This window comes from Flagellimonas lutimaris, from assembly GCF_051494225.1.
GTDB lineage: Bacteria > Bacteroidota > Bacteroidia > Flavobacteriales > Flavobacteriaceae > Flagellimonas > Flagellimonas lutimaris_A.
In genome coordinates this window covers 1-16,140 of record NZ_JBNPYE010000004.1, presented here as the reverse complement: position 1 = coordinate 16,140, position 16,140 = coordinate 1, and the positions used below count along the sequence as shown (strand labels likewise).

Sequence of the window (16,140 nt, the reverse complement as noted above, 5' to 3'; positions counted from 1 at the left end):
TCTTTTTTTTTTACTAAAATTCAATCAACCTGTTTTGACTTTATTTTACCATAATTTGTTTTACTTCAGAAAGCAACCTTTGTAATTCCACAAGTTGTCCCGTCAATTTTTCGGGTTGGTTCTGCCCTAAATGAATTTTGATGGCCAACTGGTTAATATTGTTACCTATCCTGCTCAGCTCAACGAAAATTTTTCTTTCATAAGGAGAGATCTTATATCTAGGCAAAGGTTCTCCAGTAATTTTTTTTCGGATATAATCAGCAATTGAAAGCCCGCAAGATTCTGCATTATGAGCTACAATGAGATAATTATCCACTGTAGTTCTAAAACTGATATGAATTGCTTTAAGCTCTCTAATTTCTTTTTTTGGCCGTGCCATAATTTTAGGAATTGAGGAGTATCTTCAACAAGCTTGCGAACAAAGTGAGCAGTTTTTGTATACAAAAACACAACTTGCTTCGTGACCTCCGATTAATAAAATCCATTTTTTATTTTGACTTTGGATCATCAATCTGTTTCTAAGAAGAAATACCCCTTAACCGATCGATAAGCTCGTCGATGTCATTGGGATGAAATAGAACACGTCCGCCAATCGGTATCTTTTTGAGCAGCCCTTTTTCCATCCAGGAATAGATGGTCGGCCTGGTCACTTTAAATTTCTTGACCAAATCGGCAATCGTCAACATTTCATTTTCAGTTTGATTTTGATTATCCTTATCCTCCAGTTTTGGAGCTGGATTGTTTTTGAGAGATTCTACAGGAACGTATTCCTTTAATCCATCGTCGTCCATGATAAATATGCGCTTCATATTACTGGTATTTGTTGATTTACTTTATTGAACAAACCTAGCAACATTGAACAGCATTTAACCTGTTTACCGTACATCAGTTTATGTATGGTAAATCAAGAAACATTCAAAATAAATTTGTATGGTAATTGAGATTAAATCTAAGATAGAGATGGTAAGCCTCGAGAGGCTTACCATCTCTATTCGATTCCTTTGGGGGTGTTGCCAAAAACAGTGTTTTTGGCAACTGCCATAGAAATATGGGTAGGGAGAAAAAGAATTCAGTTTACGCTAACACTCGAACAATCTCTAGCCATTGTCTTCTTTCTCCCTTTCCACAAATATTTATACAGATGTATAATTATACATTTGTATAAAGCAATAGTTAATGTTTCATACAAATGGTTATATAATGCTATGAAGAAATGAACACCGCATTAAGTTTTGTATGTGGCATATTAAATAGAAACACCGGCCAACTTATATCACTCCAACTGGGATAAAGTTAGCATAGCTGACAGGGCGAAAGTGAACCACCTTCACTAGGAAAAATTAAGCACAATACAAGTACCTATAAGGAGCTGAAAAACAAATCTTCTATATCAAAACTTATGATAGTTCAAATAATCCGTTTTTAGTAGTTCTCAGTGACCGTTTCTTCCATTTTTCTATTTTGGGCTATAAAAATTTAATTTATAGCTCATTTTTATGTTATTTTTGAGCTATAAACCTTAATTATTTGGCTCATGACAGCTTTTAAATGGAACTGGCAACAAAAAGATTGGCCCAATTTCAAGTACGATGAGGCAGCCTTGGAAAACTTGGAATATCAGTTTGTCCAAACTAGTGGAGTAGCTCTTGGTTCAATTAAACATATTGATGAGGAAGACAAAAATGAACTTTTAATTGAAGTTTTGTCGGATGAAGCTCTTACCACATCGGCAATTGAAGGGGAATATCTTGATCGTGGGAGTATTCAGGAATCCATTAAAAAAAACTTAGGACTTGAAACGGAAAGAAAGAAACTTCCCCAAGCTGAATATGGAATATCTGAAATGATGGTCAATCTATATCGTACATATGCAGTACCATTGACCCATGAACAACTTTTTGAGTGGCATCAGATGCTCGCCAATGGCAGAAGGGATTTAGTGGATATTGGAAGATATCGTACCCATGAAGATCCTATGCAAGTTGTTTCAGGACGCCTCGACAAACCGACGGTACATTATGAGGCACCTCCCTCATCACAAATGACGAATGAAATGGAAGCTTATGTTCGTTGGTTCAACGAAACCCACACGACAAACAAATCCAAAATGCTTCCATTGGCCAAGTCAGGATTGGCACATTTTTACTTTTTGGCCATCCACCCCTTTGAAGACGGGAATGGACGTATTGCTAGAGGGATTTCAGAAAAATCGATTTCCATGGATTTGGGCAGACCAGCACTTATATCCCTATCACAGACCATCGAGTCCAATAAAAAAGAATACTATTCTTCCATCGAAGCCCATAATTTCAAACTAGACCTTACTGAATTCCTACTATACTTTGGGGAAACTATACTTACAGCACAACAACACACCATCAAAACCATTGACTTTTTGATTCAAAAAGCAAGGTTCTTTGATCAATACTCCCGTTTGATGAACGAACGCCAGCTAAAAGTAGTCCAACGTATGTTTAAAGCAGGGTATAAGGGATTTAAAGGCGGGCTCAGTGCGGACAATTATATTCGTATAGCCCAAACATCTGCATCAACGGCCACACGTGATTTAAAGGATTTGGTCAACAAATCCATATTAGTCAAATCTGGTGAACTCAAAAGCACCCGGTACTCACTAAACCTAAAGTTCAAAAACGAAGTTTGATTTTATTTGACAATCATACAAGTTTTCGTTTTATGAAATTCCCCAGGCCTCTTTCAATTTTTGAGCAGCCTCATAGTTTGAAATTTTGAGATAACGACGGAAAGCCTTTTCTGATTTATGGCCTGAAATCTTCATGATGAGTTGCACATCGATGCCATTTAGGTAAGCATTGGTACAAAACGAACGCCTACAGGTATGGGAACTTATCAATTTATATTTCTCCAAAAGTTGTGCTTCTTTAATGGTTCCCCGTTTATGTTCAATTTCTACTTTTTGGTGAAGTTTGGCCGAATCCCCAAGTTCCTTTATACGCCTGTTGAAAGTGAATGAGTCAATATCAGGGGCATATCCATCATATTTTCCCAAAATGCTCTTGACTTGGGAACGAAGTGGCACTACAATTCGGCCAGATGTCTTCTTCTGTCGAATATTCAAAAACCCATTATCGTCCAAATACTCAGGTCGAATCCTCGAAATATCGGAAAACCGAAGCCCTGTCAAACACCCAATTACAAAAAAGTCCTTTACTTTCTCCAATTCTTCATCGGCTTTACAGTCCACGGCCGCAATAGCCTGAATTTCATCATCGGATAGATAGATATGGTCCACTTCTTCTTGAACTACCTTAAATGCTGAAAGATCAATGGGCTTGATACGGTTTCTACGCATACGGTCATTTAAAAAAGCCTTTAAGTTCTTCACCAACTTGCCTATGGTATTGTTCTTCATTCCGACACCCCCATTCTTTAATGGAGCATGGTACGCTAGGTAATCCGTCCATTCTTGGTAGAAATGATAATCAAAAGCATTGAAATCGATGATGATTCCCGAAAATTCCTGGAAACCCTCCAAATGTTTTCTAAGTGAATTGTAATCCTTAATCACATCTTTAACCACCTTGCTCTTTTTGCTTTCCAGATAATGGTCAAATTCAGTAAAAAAGTCTTGAACAGGTTTTGAATTGATGGACGGTTCACCTTCTTCAAATTGTTTTTTGAACATCTTTTTTGAAAGTGGCCTACCCTGATTTCGATAGCTGGAAATAATTTGATTGGCCAAGCTGTCCATTTGGGTAAGTTGGACAAATTCAGAACCCACTTCCTTTGATTTTTTAAGAAACGATTTATCCTTGTTCCAATACTTTATTGCAATTTCAATTCCTGTATCGATTTGGATTCTTACATGACGATTTTCATAGTATCTCAACTTGATACTATGGGTACCATTTTTGTTTGGTGATTCTGAAATATAAAAGTTGTAATTATACATTTGCGTGCTGCATTCGTGCTGCATTTTTCATGAAAAGTAGTGTTTTATGATGTAAAATAAAAATCAATATACATTTAATTGCTTGATTATCAGTAAAATAATGTATGTTAATGATATGTTAAAAATGCAAGGTAGCATCCCGTCCAGACCGCAAAAGGCCCCGAAAGTTCGGGGCTTTTTTTGTTTTACGGCCTTCCGGCCAGTTCAATGGCTTTTTCAAGTACCTCATCCCTACCTTCCCGAATTCCCTGGATTGTTGGATGAACCTCAATATCGATTTTCACTCCCTTACGTTGGGTCTCGGTACCATCGGGATAAAAAATGCCAATCCCAGAAATGGAGGTTTTGATGCCCCCTCCCAAATCCAAGCGGGATACATCCCCATCCGCTCCGGCAGTTTGGCTCCCCAAAGTAATAACGTCATTAGCTGTTTGCAGGGCCATCACATTAAACTCCGCCCGACTTTGAGTGACCTCATTGACTAAAAGAACAATCTTACCTGTATATTCCTTTTTGCTTTTTGAACTTCCACATTGGGTACCATCATGCCATTTAAATCTACCTGGGTAATCCAGGACAGGCATTATTACCCTATAAAATGATCGTTCTTCAGGAAACAAGAAGGAAGTCAATCTATATATGGCTCCTTTTGGATAATTTCTGATGTCGAAAATAATAGCCTTGGTGTCTTTAAAACTTTCCATCATTTCTTCAACATCTTTACCAGTCAACTTTCCCATGTTCACATAGCCGATATTATCATCGAGCATTTTCCATTTTTCCACCTTTTTAGACAGAATTCCTTTAATAGAAAACAACGGAGCATCATATTGCAGAACTTCTCCTTTGGATTGAAAGGATATGTTTTTAAAAGTAGGGCTCAAAGAACGAATAATATTGTAGCTCAAATTTCTGTACTTGCTTGCTGGGTTGGACCCCCAAACCAAATCCATATTGTTCTTGATCATACTTTGCACAGGCACATTGTCCACCGCAAGGATAACATCCCCCTTTTTAATGGGTGATTGCTGCGCTATTGAATCATTATAAAATCCGCGCACCACTAATTGGCCATCTATAAATTGAGTTTTAAAATTTGGGTAATAGTAGTAGCTGCCTTCTGAAGTGACGAAACCTCCATGGGAGTCATCAATTTTTACCACCAATTTTTGTATCGCTTCATGAAACTTCTTTTCTGTGGAAGCAGATTGCAATTGTGGAATGGTGGTAAGCAACACCTCATCCCAAGGTTCGTCGGTTTGGTATTTGTAAGGAAAAAAATATTCGATGATGTTCCAATATTTGAAAGCAATAAGCAACCTCATATCTGGGTTGGACCAATCCAAATCCTTGTATTCAGGTTCATTTTTTAAGGTAATGTTGCCCACTTGTTTATATTGGGAATACACATAATGGTTTTTTCCTTGAAACCTGTTTTGCTCAATAAACTTTAGTTTATCGGATAGTTGTTGGGTGAAAAATTCAGCATTATTAAACCAAGAGAGATCAAAGTTTTTATCGAAATACTCTTGATCATCCTCCTTTGCGCATTTTTTACAAATGGGTACTTTTCCCAAACTTTCAATCCAATCCAAATAGATTTTTGATAGTTCCTCTTTGTTTGTTGCTTTTTCCACTTTGGGCAATAGCTCTAACAACTGCTCATCCCAATTGAACTTGCCTTTGGCTACTTGAGGATGATAGTATTTTAAAAAACCCCAGATTTTAGCAGTTTTAGCTAATTTTTGAGTTTCATTAAGTTGAAGGGGATTGAATGGGAATACTGCCTGAGTAATAAACAACCCAAACATGAAGACAATTTTGTTTACCATGATTATTTGATTAGCGTTTGGAAATAAATATAACCTTCATTCTTTCAGACATATAAAAACCACCCTTACATTTAAGAACATTTAACGCTAAATAGGTGAGTTTTAAGTAACTTTTAATATTTGAGAATGAATAAATGAAAAATCCATGATTCCACCATTTGGTATACTTCCAAACGTTATAAAAAACATAAACCCCAGTATTATTGGGATTTAAGGGCTACATTCCTTACCTTTGTCCCGATGAACGTCAAGCTCCACGAGAGAAAAAATTGCAGAATCCTAAGTTTTAATTATCTGGTATTCCGAAACCAGCCAGATAAGTTTATTCCGCCTACCCTATAATTACCTTCCCCCGACACGGGAAAATTGACCCAATTTAAATGGGAATTCACGGAAAAATTTTTCCGACATTTTCATTACGCCCTATTTGTATCCATTAACCAAAAACTAGATCCATTATCGTTCAAAATAAAAGCATGGTAATCAAGACCTACGATGCCTATACCAGACTTTCTACTATGGAAGCCCACCGATTTGCCAACTTTCTTTTCGAACATCAAGAAGGCAAGAAAGCTACGAAAAAGGCCATTAGAAAGGCCATCCAGTATTCCACTAAAGACATTCCCGGATTGGGAGGATATGTTTTTGCCATGGAAGAGAAGGATGAAATTCTAGGTTTGGCCGTTGTGAACAAGACAGGGATGGGAGACTATATTCCCGAAAATTTTCTGGTATTCTTTGTTATACATAGAAACCACAGGAATAACGACATCGAACAAAAGCTATTGGACTACACGCTCCAATATTGCAAAGGGGACGTAGCCATTCACATTACAAGTGAAAATCAATATCCGAATAAAAAGTTTTTTGAAGAAAAAGGGTTCAATGCAACCCATTTAGAAATGAGATTGAACAGATAAACCATTATATGCTAAAAATCGAAGTTAAGCCTGGCGAAAGTATTGAAAGGGCTCTAAAACGCTACAAAAGGAAATATCGAAACACCAAGCGTTTGGACCAAATACGAAGTCGTCAAGAATACACCAAAAAATCAGTAGAGCGCCGAAAAACATTAAAAAAGGCGCAATATAAGGAACAATTCCTGAAAGAACAGGAAGACCAATAACATCAAAAACTATAGTATCAATAACAATAAAATGAAACTTTCAAAGATTAAAAGGGAAACCAAATATGAAAAACGCTATAGCGTTAAAATGGGCGAGCTTACCACCCAGGTCACGTACATTAGAAAGTACATCATGGGGCTTCCCGTTCGCACTTTACATAAATATCGTGAAACCTATTACGGAGAAGTAAAGGACTGCGAAGAATGTAATGTATTGGCATAAAACCACAATTTATTATATAACCCTTTAATAAAAACAATGAAAGTATTAGTTATAGGCGCAGGTAACATGGGGCTTACCTATGCTACCGGTATGTCCAAATCCAAATTGCTAAAAAAACGCAATATCATGGTATTGGACAAATCAAAAGAAAAATTGGAAGAAGTAGATAAAATTGCCTATTTCGACGCCATCGATAGGATTGAAGACTGCGTTCCACAAGCAGATATCATTTTTTTGGCCGTTAAACCCTATCATGCCGAAGAACTTTTCGAACGCATGAAAAAATTAGTGAATCCAGAACAATTGTTCATTTCCATAATGGCCGGTGTAACCATCAATTACATCCAAGAATCCTTAGGAATCAAAAAAGTGGTAAGGGCCATGCCCAATTTACCGGCTCAAGTTGGCAAAGGGCTAACAAGTTATGTTTCTGCCGAAGATGTATCCCGTTTGGAGCTTTTTATGGTAGAAGGCCTATTGGATACCACTGGGAAATCACTCCGAGTCAAAAATGAAAAGTTCATTGATGCATCCACCGGAATTTCCGGAAGTGGTCCGGCATATGTATTCTACTTTATGCAAAGTATGATGGAAGCTGCGCTGCAAATGGGCTTTTCCGAGAACGTTTCCAAAGTATTGGTGAGCCAAACCTTTACAGGAGCTGTTGAGTTGTTCAATCAAAACAACCTTAACCCCGATACTTGGATGGAAATGGTTGCCTCCAAGGGAGGGACAACAAGGGCAGCCTTGGATTCCATGGAAGACAACAATGTAAACGAATTAATTAAAGAAGCCGCCTTTGCAGCATTCAGTAGAGCTGTGGAACTAGGTGAAGAATACTAAATCATGTATAAAGAACTAGTGGTCATCAAAGTAGGTACAAATGTGATGACCAACAAAGACAATAGAATTGTAAGACCTGTGCTCAACAGTTTGGTACAACAAATTGCAGAGCTATACGAACGAGACATCATGACCATTTTGGTCTCCTCTGGATCGGTAATCGCCGGTAAAGAGGTTTTGGGAAAGGCAAAAATCAAGGATAAGACCCAACGTAGGCAAGTTTATTCTGCCATTGGGCAACCCAGAATGATGAGACATTATTACAATATCTTTAATGATTACGGCATGAAATGTGCCCAGGTACTCCCCACAAAAAGGGATTTTAACCCTGGTGTTCACCGAGACAATATGATCAATTGTATTGAGGGTCTCCTTTCGGAAGGAGTAATCCCAATAGCCAATGAGGATGATGCCGTTTCCGTTTCCATGTCCATGTTTTCAGATAACGATGAGCTGGCTACATTGCTTGCACAGTTGATGAGAGCCGACAAATTGATTCTTATGACGGATATTGATGGTCTTTATGATGGACACCCTGAAAAGGAAGAGTCCAAGGTCATAGATAAAGTAGAGCCTAAAGAAGACCTGGACAAGTATATTGAAGAAGGAAACAAACAAGAAGGTGAAGGCCGGGGAGGCATGGGTTCTAAATTGAGCTATGCACAAAAAGCCGCAGCCGATAATATTCCATCCTACATTGTTAACGGTAAGCGAGATAACATAATCCTAGATATTATAGAAGGAAAGAACGTAGGAACTGAAGTTTCAAAACCAGAGTAATGAAATTATTAAACACAGAATTAAAAAATAAAGTATTACAAGATATGGAGCACATTCTTGATGAGAATCGGGATGAACTGCTCCAAGCAAACAAAAAAGATTTAGACGCTTTTAATCGCGACGACCAAGCATTATACGATCGTTTGGTGGTGGACCAAAAGAAAGTGGACCAAATGATTCAGGCCGTAAAAGAGGTTCGCTTGCAAGATGATCCTGTAAACAAGGAGATTTCCACAAGAGAGCTGGACAACGGATTGAAAATCATCAACAGAACCGCGCCTTTCGGCACCATAATGATTATTTATGAGTCACGTCCAGACGTAACAGTCGAGGCTGCCGTACTTGCATTTAAGGCCAATAACAAAATATTGCTCAAAGGTGGTAAAGAAGCCTACCACAGCAATAGGGCACTTGTAAAGTTCTGGCACCAAGCCTTGACGGAAAATGGACTCTCCGAAGACTTTATTCAGTTCTTGGAAATGGACAGAACCCAGACGCAGGAGTTTTTAAGGAATCCCGATCAAGATTTAGACCTTATTGTTCCCCGCGGAGGTGAACGCTTGATCGCATTTGTAAAAGAACACGCCAAATGCGCAGTGCTTATTAGTGGCAGAGGGAACAACTTCCTATATGTGCACAAAGAGGCAGATTGGGAGAAAAGTCTGAAAGTAATTTTAAATGCCAAAACCCATAAAATTTCAGCCTGTAATGCCTTGGACAAGATATTGATAGATACTCAAATTGACGGTTACGAGGACAAGCTTAAGGAATTGAAGCAAATACTCACAGCAAATAATGTTTCTATTATAGTAGATGATGAAGTCAAAAAAGTTTTGACCGATGAAGATATCATTACAGACGAATCCATCTGGCAAGAAGAGTTTTTGGCCATGAAGTGCGTTATAGGCGCCGTGAGCAATATTGATGAGGCTGTACAAATGATCAACCAAAATTCTGGTGGACATTCTGCTTCTATCATGACCGAGAACAATAGTGTGGCAAAGACCTTTATGGAGAATGTGGATTGTGCTGCGGTATACCAAAATGCTTCTACACGATTTACGGATGGAGGTCAAATGGGAGTTGGTGCAGAATTGGCCATCAGTACGGACAAATTGCATCACCGAGGCCCATTGGGGCTTAAACAATTGGTCACCAACAAATACTATGTGTTTGGTGATGGTCAAATTAGGGTGTAACCAATCTTCGTACACAATTAATTGTAAAGGAGGCCAATTGGCCTCCTTTTTAATATAAAAACTACTATTCTATTACTAAAACGTTTCCAAAAAGATTAAAATCTTATTTTATTATCAATTATTGTATCTTTTATTGGTCATTTTTTAAGAAAATATCTAGATTTATTACTTAAAATAGAATAAGTATGGGAAAATTTGAAATTAAAACAGATAAAGCCGGCAAGTTCAGGTTTAATTTAAAAGCTGGGAACGGCCAAGTTATTTTAAGCAGTCAGGGATATTCATCCAAAGATGCTTGTGAAAATGGTATCGAGTCTGTGAAAAAGCACTCACAAGACGATAAGTATTTTGAACGAAACACCGCAAAGGATGGAAGCCCATTCTTTAACTTAAAAGCATCCAACGGGCAGGTTATCGGTAATAGTGAAATGTATTCCAGCGAATCCGCCATGGAAAACGGTATTGCTTCCGTAAAAAAGAACGCGCCAGATGCATCGGTAGAGGAAATATAATTCCCATACCATTATAAATCATAGAGAAACAGCCTTTGAGGGCTGTTTTTTTTTGCCTTTTTTTTTCTTCCTCAAACGAAAACGTGCATTCATTGGTTGAAACAGGGCATCCATAAAACGGGGTGCTTTTATTTCATTTTTCCCACTTATGTTTGTTGTGCAATCGCGTTAGTACATATTGATGAGCAAGATCAATTTAACGTATGCACATATAGCAATTCACTTTTGAAGACTGTTGGTCATAAAAGTGTTTAGTTTAGTTGAGGTTTCCGTTACGCCAAGGAATTTTAAAAATTCCTTGGTTGTAATGGTTTTTTTTATTTGCGCCAACTCCTATAAAATTTATCAATTACAATAATCCTTTAGGTGTTAAAAACATTCAAAGATTCAACTATCAAAACACTGAAATAGTAAAGTCCTCAACTAAAAATTGAGGCATTGTGAAAATCCAAATAAACTCAATTGCCCCATCCGTCAACTGAAAAAGCTCATTCGTTTATTTACCACCTCTCCATTCCATTATTTACACTCTCTTTGGGCTGATCATTTACTTTTTAATAACCCTATGCCTATTTCTTTTAGGTTAAAAATTTCAGATATGTTTACAAAGAAAATTTTGGTCGGTGCTTTGCTGATACTTTCAGTTAGTGCCATAAACGCCCAATCATATGAAGGTTTGCTCACCGATAACTATAATGGTGTTCATGGAATTATCTCCAACCCATCAAACATTGCAGATTCCAGGTTGAAACTAGATGTGAACTTAATTGGACTTAGCGCCTTTTTTGGCAATAACTATCTTGGTGTAAACCTAAACGACTTGTTCAATGATATAGACAAAACCTTTGATGAGGCCAACACCAATTCCAATGAAAACAATTTTTTTGTTTCCAATTTGGATGTCTTAGGTCCATCGGTCATGTTAAGTCTATCGGAAAAGCACTCCATTGCATTATATTCTAGAGCCAGACTATTTATCAATGTGGATGACATCAACGGCACTACCATTGATAAAGAAGGTGGATTCAATGAAGATGAGGACTTCTTCATCAACGAGGGAGATTTGTCCGGAGACATCAACCTATGGACAGAAATCGGTGCATCTTATGCTCGGGTATTGATGGACAACGGGAAACATTTCCTAAAAGGCGGAATCACACTAAAATACCTATCGGGAACACACCATGCCTATTTGAAAGGTTCCGAAGTAAGCATTGACTTCAATAGCGCAACGCAAGAAGTAACAACCGATGGTGCCTTAACCTATGGCAATGACGTATCAGGAGGTGAAGATGATAGCTTTGGGGACTTCTTCAAGTTTGGTAAATCCTCAGGATTAGGTAGTGACATTGGTTTGGTTTACGAATGGAGGCCCGACCATAAAGACCATAAATTAACAGATACAAAGGGGAACATCATTGTAAATAAAGGAGTCAATAAATACAAAATAAAATTTGGTGCATCCATTACAGATATAGGAAGCATAAAAAACAAAGGCGGAGAAGAAGAAACATATAACCTTGACAAGACACAAAGCATAGATAATTTTGACGGACTAGATTTGGAAGAAGGCTTAAAGAACAACTTCGATGTTATTGGTACTGCCCAAAGTTCATCAAGGTCTTCATTACCAACCGCATTTCACGCCAATGTAGACTGGAACATTTATTCCAAGTTCTATCTAAACTTCAATTCGGATGTTTCCCTGAGAGGAAAAAACAGGATAAACACCAACCATATCCAAAACCAAATATCATTGACACCTAGATTGGAGACAGCTTGGTTAAGTATCTACTCACCAGTCAGTATTATGAAGGAAATAGGTTTTAGATGGGGCGCAGGACTTAGAGCAGGGCCATTTTATCTAGGTTCAAGTTCTATACTTACTTCATTCATGGGTCAAACCAAAACTTTGGACATCTATGCTGGTGTTAAAGTGCCCATCTACCAACATAAACTTCGAGATAAAGATGGGGATGGTCTCAAGGATGATATGGATAGTTGCCCAGAAATTCCAGGACCATTGGAGAACAATGGATGTCCTTGGAAAGATACCGACGGTGATGAAATCTTGGACAAAGACGATAATTGCCCCAACGAAGCAGGACCTATCGAAAACAACGGATGTCCATGGAAAGATTCCGATGGAGACGGTGTATTGGATAAAGATGATGATTGCCCACAAGTACCTGGACTAAAAGAACTAAATGGATGTCCCGATGCCGACGGTGACGGCATCATAGACCAAAATGACCGTTGCCCCAACAATCCTGGCACTAAGGAACACAAGGGTTGTCCAGATACTGACGGGGACACTTTGGCCGATATCGATGATGAATGTCCGCAAACAGCTGGGCCTGTCAGTAACAATGGATGTCCAGAAGTTACACAGGAAGTTCAAAAGCAATTGAACGATTATGCCAAGACCATTTTGTTCGATACGGGCAAGGCCACTATTAAAACAGAATCTGTTTCTGTAATGGTGGACATCATCCAAATTTTAAATGAATACCCAAGTGCCAGGTTTACCGTTGAAGGACACACCGATAGCGTTGGAAGCAGCGAAAGTAACCAGAAATTATCCGAAGCGAGGGCCAATTCTGTAAGAGACTTTTTGATCAATGAGGGAATCTCTGGTAATAGATTGAGTGCTATTGGGTTTGGTGAAGAAAAACCTATAGCATCCAATACTACTAAACTGGGCAGAAAACAAAATAGAAGAGTGGAAATCAATTTAATCAAATAACCATCCTTCCCATATTTAATCAATAGGTTTTAGAACGTATGGTTTGGTGAAACACGTGAGTTCTTCAACAACAGGATGGTTAGGGCCGTCAGGATTTTCTTGACGGCCCTTTTTATTGCCCAGAACATCCATGTAAAGGAATTACTAATGATAAGGAAATACCTACAAATGTAAGGTGCTGAATATCAAAGTGATTTCACTTTCATTGATCCATTTCCACCATTCATCAATTCTAAACCGTCATTGGTTAATTGGGGCTAATAATCATCCACAGAACTGTGTTATTTTATAATACCAAATCTATTTCCTGTCCTGACCCCAACAAGAGATCGAATAAACTTAACTGATATGGCTATACTTCTACTCTACTATTTCATTACACGAAGAACGTATAAAAATTGGGGGCAACGAATCTATTCAGGAAGTGTCTTCAAGAACTTGCTTAGAAACATTTCAGTGTTGCTCATCCTAATTTTCAGTGGACATGTTTTTGGCCAACAAGTGGATACATGGCTTATTGGGGATAGGGCGATAAATTCAGCACCATTACCTACACCAGGTCAGTTTCAATTGATTACACCATTGGCCCCAGCCGATGGCACACCCGTGAACATTTGGTACGATTTTGTAGATTTTACAGCCCAAGATGCGGTGCCCCATCCAGCTCCTGCAGATTACAACAATCCCTACCCATTGGGATTGCAAAATTCCTTTGGGTCACCAGCTTACTTAATCCCCAGTGGTACAATTCCTGGTATTCCAACACTTCGTAGAAACAGTTTCAACTTTAATCCGTCAATAGAGTTTGATGGAAGTGGAGATGGTCAAGCCCTTCATTTTAGGTCTAATTCCCGAGGAGAAATCACAGTATTCATTGTATTTAAGGGAAGAGGAATGGGCAATTCCGCAGATTCCCAGCGCTTGTTGTTTGGAGGTGATATGGATACATACCATAGCTCGACTACCAATCTTTCCATAGGTATATCTAACAGTAACCGATTCTCCATAGGCCGAACATGGGACAGTTGGAATTTCTTTCAAAGTGGTGGCATAGATCTATTGGAAGCACCAACTATTGGCACTTTGATGAGAAAAGTGGATGTTGATCCCTTTATGGAAGATGAAGAGTTCACTACTTGGGTGAACGGACTACCAGATATCAATGTCATCAGAAACGATGCCGGTGCCGAGCGAGATCTATACTTGTTCAATAGGCTTGGCAAACATTTTAACAGTTCCATTTCAAATCAAAATTTAACTGGAAATATTGCCGAAGTTCTATTGGCAGATGGGCCCTTGGATGCCAATAGCATTCAACGGGTAGAAAGTTATTTGGCCATAAAATACGGTATTACCCTGAACAATTCCGGACAATTAGGAAGTATTGTAGGTAATCAAGGTTACAATTATCTCGCTGCGGATGGAACAATAATCTGGGATCCTACCATAGACCCCAACTATCGATACGATATCGCAGGATTGGGAAGAGATCGTTATCAAGACTTTGATGGTGGGGATAACTCAACCAGTTATGATGACAAAAAGCTTCGCTATAATCTTCATCAACGGATTTCCAAAAGTGAAAACACGGAAGCCATTGTTTCCATGTCCACAAACTCAAATTTTGGAACGGACAACTTGGACCAATCCAGACCAGAGATCGACAATACAACTTGGGGGTCTCCTTCACTATTTTCGTATCTTCATAATTATCTGCTATGGGGCAATGATCACAGAAGCCTTAATCAAACAGCAACCGAACTTCCTCCCCAGTTTGTTTCCAGAATAGAAAGGGAATGGAAAATCCAAAAAACAGTTTCTCCAGGAGGAGTAGACCCCATTCTAGGAGTCAGTGTCCGAATAGACCTTTCAGGATCGGATATCCTCGACAATAACAACTGTGGTGATCTATCATTGATCATTGACACAGATGGGGATGGAGATTTCCTTACCGGAACAATAACAGCAATTAAAGCAACAAGCATCGACGCCTCCAAAAATGCATATTTTGATGGTGTAAATTTTGAGCATCTCGATGTTTTCTCTGTTGCTTTTGTAGATACTACCCCCCCTACTGCCAGTAATCCCTTAACAGAAACTGTTTGTGATACAGCACCAACACCAGACCCAACAGTGGTAACGGATGAAGCTGACAATTGTGCTGTGGATACTGTTACATTTATAGCTGATGTTTCTGATGGTCTTACCAATCCAGAGACAGTTACTCGGACCTATAGGATTACTGACATCTATGGTAATTATTTTGATGTCCAACAAATAATTTACATCTACAAAACCCCTGTTATCGATCCCCTTCTTGATGTTGAAAGCTGCGATTCATATGAATTACCTCCCATAACCGGAACCAATTTATCAGGTAACGAAGCTTACTATGATTTATCAGGTGGCATGGCAGGAGGCGGTACCATTTATAATCCTGGCGATATAATTACTAGCAATATCACACTTTATATTTATGATGAAGTAGGTGGTATTTCGCCTGTATGTACGGATGAAGAAAAATTCACCGTGACCATCAACAACACCCCGCCGGTGGACGCCCCCGACGACGTCACCGCATGTGACTCCTACGCACTGCCCCCACTCACGGACGGCAACTATTTCGACGCCCCCAACGGAGGGGGCAACCCACTGCCCGTGGGCTACGTGGTGGACAGCACCATGACCGTCTACGTCTACAACGAGACGGGCACCACACCGAACTGCTCCGCGGAGAGCAACTTCACCGTGACCATCAACAACACCCCGCCGGTGGACGCCCCGGCGGACGTCACCGCATGTGACTCCTACACACTGCCCCCACTCACGGACGGCAACTATTTCGACGCCCCCAACGGAGGGGGCAACGCCCTGTCCGCAGGGGACGCCATAACAACGACCACCACCCTGTACGTCTACAACGAGACGGGCACCACACCGAACTGCTC

At 39.2% G+C, this 16,140-nt stretch carries 13 protein-coding genes and 1 pseudogene; 10 read left to right on the top strand and 4 right to left on the bottom strand.

The genetic code is table 11. From position 1 onward, the window contains the following. Positions 1–40 precede the first annotated feature (40 nt). Positions 41–379: a plasmid mobilization protein gene (locus tag ACQQ5U_RS10000; protein ID WP_252078839.1), complete on the bottom strand. Its 339-nt coding sequence runs from the start codon at positions 377–379 to the stop codon at positions 41–43. 139 nt (positions 380–518) lie between these two features. Further along, the gene (locus tag ACQQ5U_RS09995; protein WP_437397197.1) at positions 519–809 is read right to left on the bottom strand and encodes a helix-turn-helix domain-containing protein; all 291 of its coding nucleotides are present in this window, start codon (positions 807–809) and stop codon (positions 519–521) included. Between the two features lie 725 nt (positions 810–1,534). Here ACQQ5U_RS09995 and ACQQ5U_RS09990 point away from each other — a divergent pair. Continuing rightward, entirely contained in the window at positions 1,535–2,662 is a 1,128-nt protein-coding gene (locus tag ACQQ5U_RS09990) for a Fic family protein (RefSeq protein ID WP_437397195.1), read from the top strand. A gap of 30 nt (positions 2,663–2,692) precedes the next feature. On the opposite strand, the gene ACQQ5U_RS09985 is transcribed toward ACQQ5U_RS09990, so the two are convergent. After that, positions 2,693–3,955: a site-specific integrase gene (locus ACQQ5U_RS09985; protein ID WP_252078828.1), complete on the bottom strand. Its 1,263-nt coding sequence runs from the start codon at positions 3,953–3,955 to the stop codon at positions 2,693–2,695. Between the two features lie 161 nt (positions 3,956–4,116). Beyond that, positions 4,117–5,763 carry a S41 family peptidase gene (locus tag ACQQ5U_RS09980; protein WP_437397193.1) on the bottom strand — a complete coding sequence of 549 codons (1,647 nt, stop codon included), beginning with the start codon at positions 5,761–5,763 and terminating at the stop codon, positions 4,117–4,119. Positions 5,764–6,239: 476 nt separating this feature from the next. Between ACQQ5U_RS09980 and ACQQ5U_RS09975 the strand changes: the two genes are divergently transcribed. From ACQQ5U_RS09975 to ACQQ5U_RS09935, 9 genes and pseudogenes are all read left to right on the top strand, one after another. Further along, the gene (locus tag ACQQ5U_RS09975) at positions 6,240–6,683 is read left to right on the top strand and encodes a GNAT family N-acetyltransferase (protein ID WP_437397191.1); all 444 of its coding nucleotides are present in this window, start codon (positions 6,240–6,242) and stop codon (positions 6,681–6,683) included. An 8-nt stretch (positions 6,684–6,691) separates the two neighbouring features. After that, positions 6,692–6,889 (top strand): 30S ribosomal protein S21, encoded by a 198-nt coding sequence (gene rpsU, locus ACQQ5U_RS09970; RefSeq protein WP_321414813.1) that lies wholly within the window; start codon positions 6,692–6,694, stop codon positions 6,887–6,889. Between the two features lie 31 nt (positions 6,890–6,920). Continuing rightward, complete coding sequence (locus tag ACQQ5U_RS09965; protein WP_437397189.1) at positions 6,921–7,112, top strand: hypothetical protein; 192 nt, start codon at positions 6,921–6,923, stop codon at positions 7,110–7,112. A gap of 36 nt (positions 7,113–7,148) precedes the next feature. Beyond that, positions 7,149–7,955 carry a pyrroline-5-carboxylate reductase gene (proC, locus tag ACQQ5U_RS09960; RefSeq protein ID WP_437397188.1) on the top strand — a complete coding sequence of 269 codons (807 nt, stop codon included), beginning with the start codon at positions 7,149–7,151 and terminating at the stop codon, positions 7,953–7,955. Between the two features lie 3 nt (positions 7,956–7,958). After that, on the top strand, positions 7,959–8,735 hold the full coding sequence (proB, locus tag ACQQ5U_RS09955; RefSeq protein ID WP_437397186.1) for a glutamate 5-kinase: 777 nt from the start codon (positions 7,959–7,961) through the stop codon (positions 8,733–8,735). Next, the gene (locus ACQQ5U_RS09950; protein WP_437397184.1) at positions 8,735–9,934 is read left to right on the top strand and encodes a glutamate-5-semialdehyde dehydrogenase; all 1,200 of its coding nucleotides are present in this window, start codon (positions 8,735–8,737) and stop codon (positions 9,932–9,934) included. The genes proB and ACQQ5U_RS09950 overlap by 1 nt, the downstream gene beginning before the upstream one ends. 185 nt (positions 9,935–10,119) lie before the next feature. Then, complete coding sequence (locus tag ACQQ5U_RS09945; RefSeq protein ID WP_437397183.1) at positions 10,120–10,446, top strand: YegP family protein; 327 nt, start codon at positions 10,120–10,122, stop codon at positions 10,444–10,446. Positions 10,447–11,044: 598 nt separating this feature from the next. Next, positions 11,045–13,192, top strand: coding sequence for a DUF5723 family protein (locus ACQQ5U_RS09940; RefSeq protein ID WP_437397181.1), 2,148 nt, complete (start codon positions 11,045–11,047; stop codon positions 13,190–13,192). A 348-nt stretch (positions 13,193–13,540) separates the two neighbouring features. Further along, positions 13,541–16,140 (top strand): annotated as a pseudogene (locus tag ACQQ5U_RS09935) (hypothetical protein); the annotation flags it as partial.

Coding starts and splice junctions, on each gene's coding strand:
- ACQQ5U_RS09965 (WP_437397189.1), top strand. CDS start 6,921: ATGAAACTTTCAAAGATTAAAAGGGAAACCAAATATGAAAAACGCTAT.
- ACQQ5U_RS10000 (WP_252078839.1), bottom strand. CDS start 379: ATGGCACGGCCAAAAAAAGAAATTAGAGAGCTTAAAGCAATTCATATC.
- ACQQ5U_RS09985 (WP_252078828.1), bottom strand. CDS start 3,955: ATGCAGCACGAATGCAGCACGCAAATGTATAATTACAACTTTTATATT.
- proB (WP_437397186.1), top strand. CDS start 7,959: ATGTATAAAGAACTAGTGGTCATCAAAGTAGGTACAAATGTGATGACC.
- rpsU (WP_321414813.1), top strand. CDS start 6,692: ATGCTAAAAATCGAAGTTAAGCCTGGCGAAAGTATTGAAAGGGCTCTA.
- ACQQ5U_RS09940 (WP_437397181.1), top strand. CDS start 11,045: ATGTTTACAAAGAAAATTTTGGTCGGTGCTTTGCTGATACTTTCAGTT.
- ACQQ5U_RS09945 (WP_437397183.1), top strand. CDS start 10,120: ATGGGAAAATTTGAAATTAAAACAGATAAAGCCGGCAAGTTCAGGTTT.
- ACQQ5U_RS09990 (WP_437397195.1), top strand. CDS start 1,535: ATGACAGCTTTTAAATGGAACTGGCAACAAAAAGATTGGCCCAATTTC.
- ACQQ5U_RS09950 (WP_437397184.1), top strand. CDS start 8,735: ATGAAATTATTAAACACAGAATTAAAAAATAAAGTATTACAAGATATG.
- ACQQ5U_RS09980 (WP_437397193.1), bottom strand. CDS start 5,763: ATGGTAAACAAAATTGTCTTCATGTTTGGGTTGTTTATTACTCAGGCA.
- proC (WP_437397188.1), top strand. CDS start 7,149: ATGAAAGTATTAGTTATAGGCGCAGGTAACATGGGGCTTACCTATGCT.
- ACQQ5U_RS09975 (WP_437397191.1), top strand. CDS start 6,240: ATGGTAATCAAGACCTACGATGCCTATACCAGACTTTCTACTATGGAA.
- ACQQ5U_RS09995 (WP_437397197.1), bottom strand. CDS start 809: ATGAAGCGCATATTTATCATGGACGACGATGGATTAAAGGAATACGTT.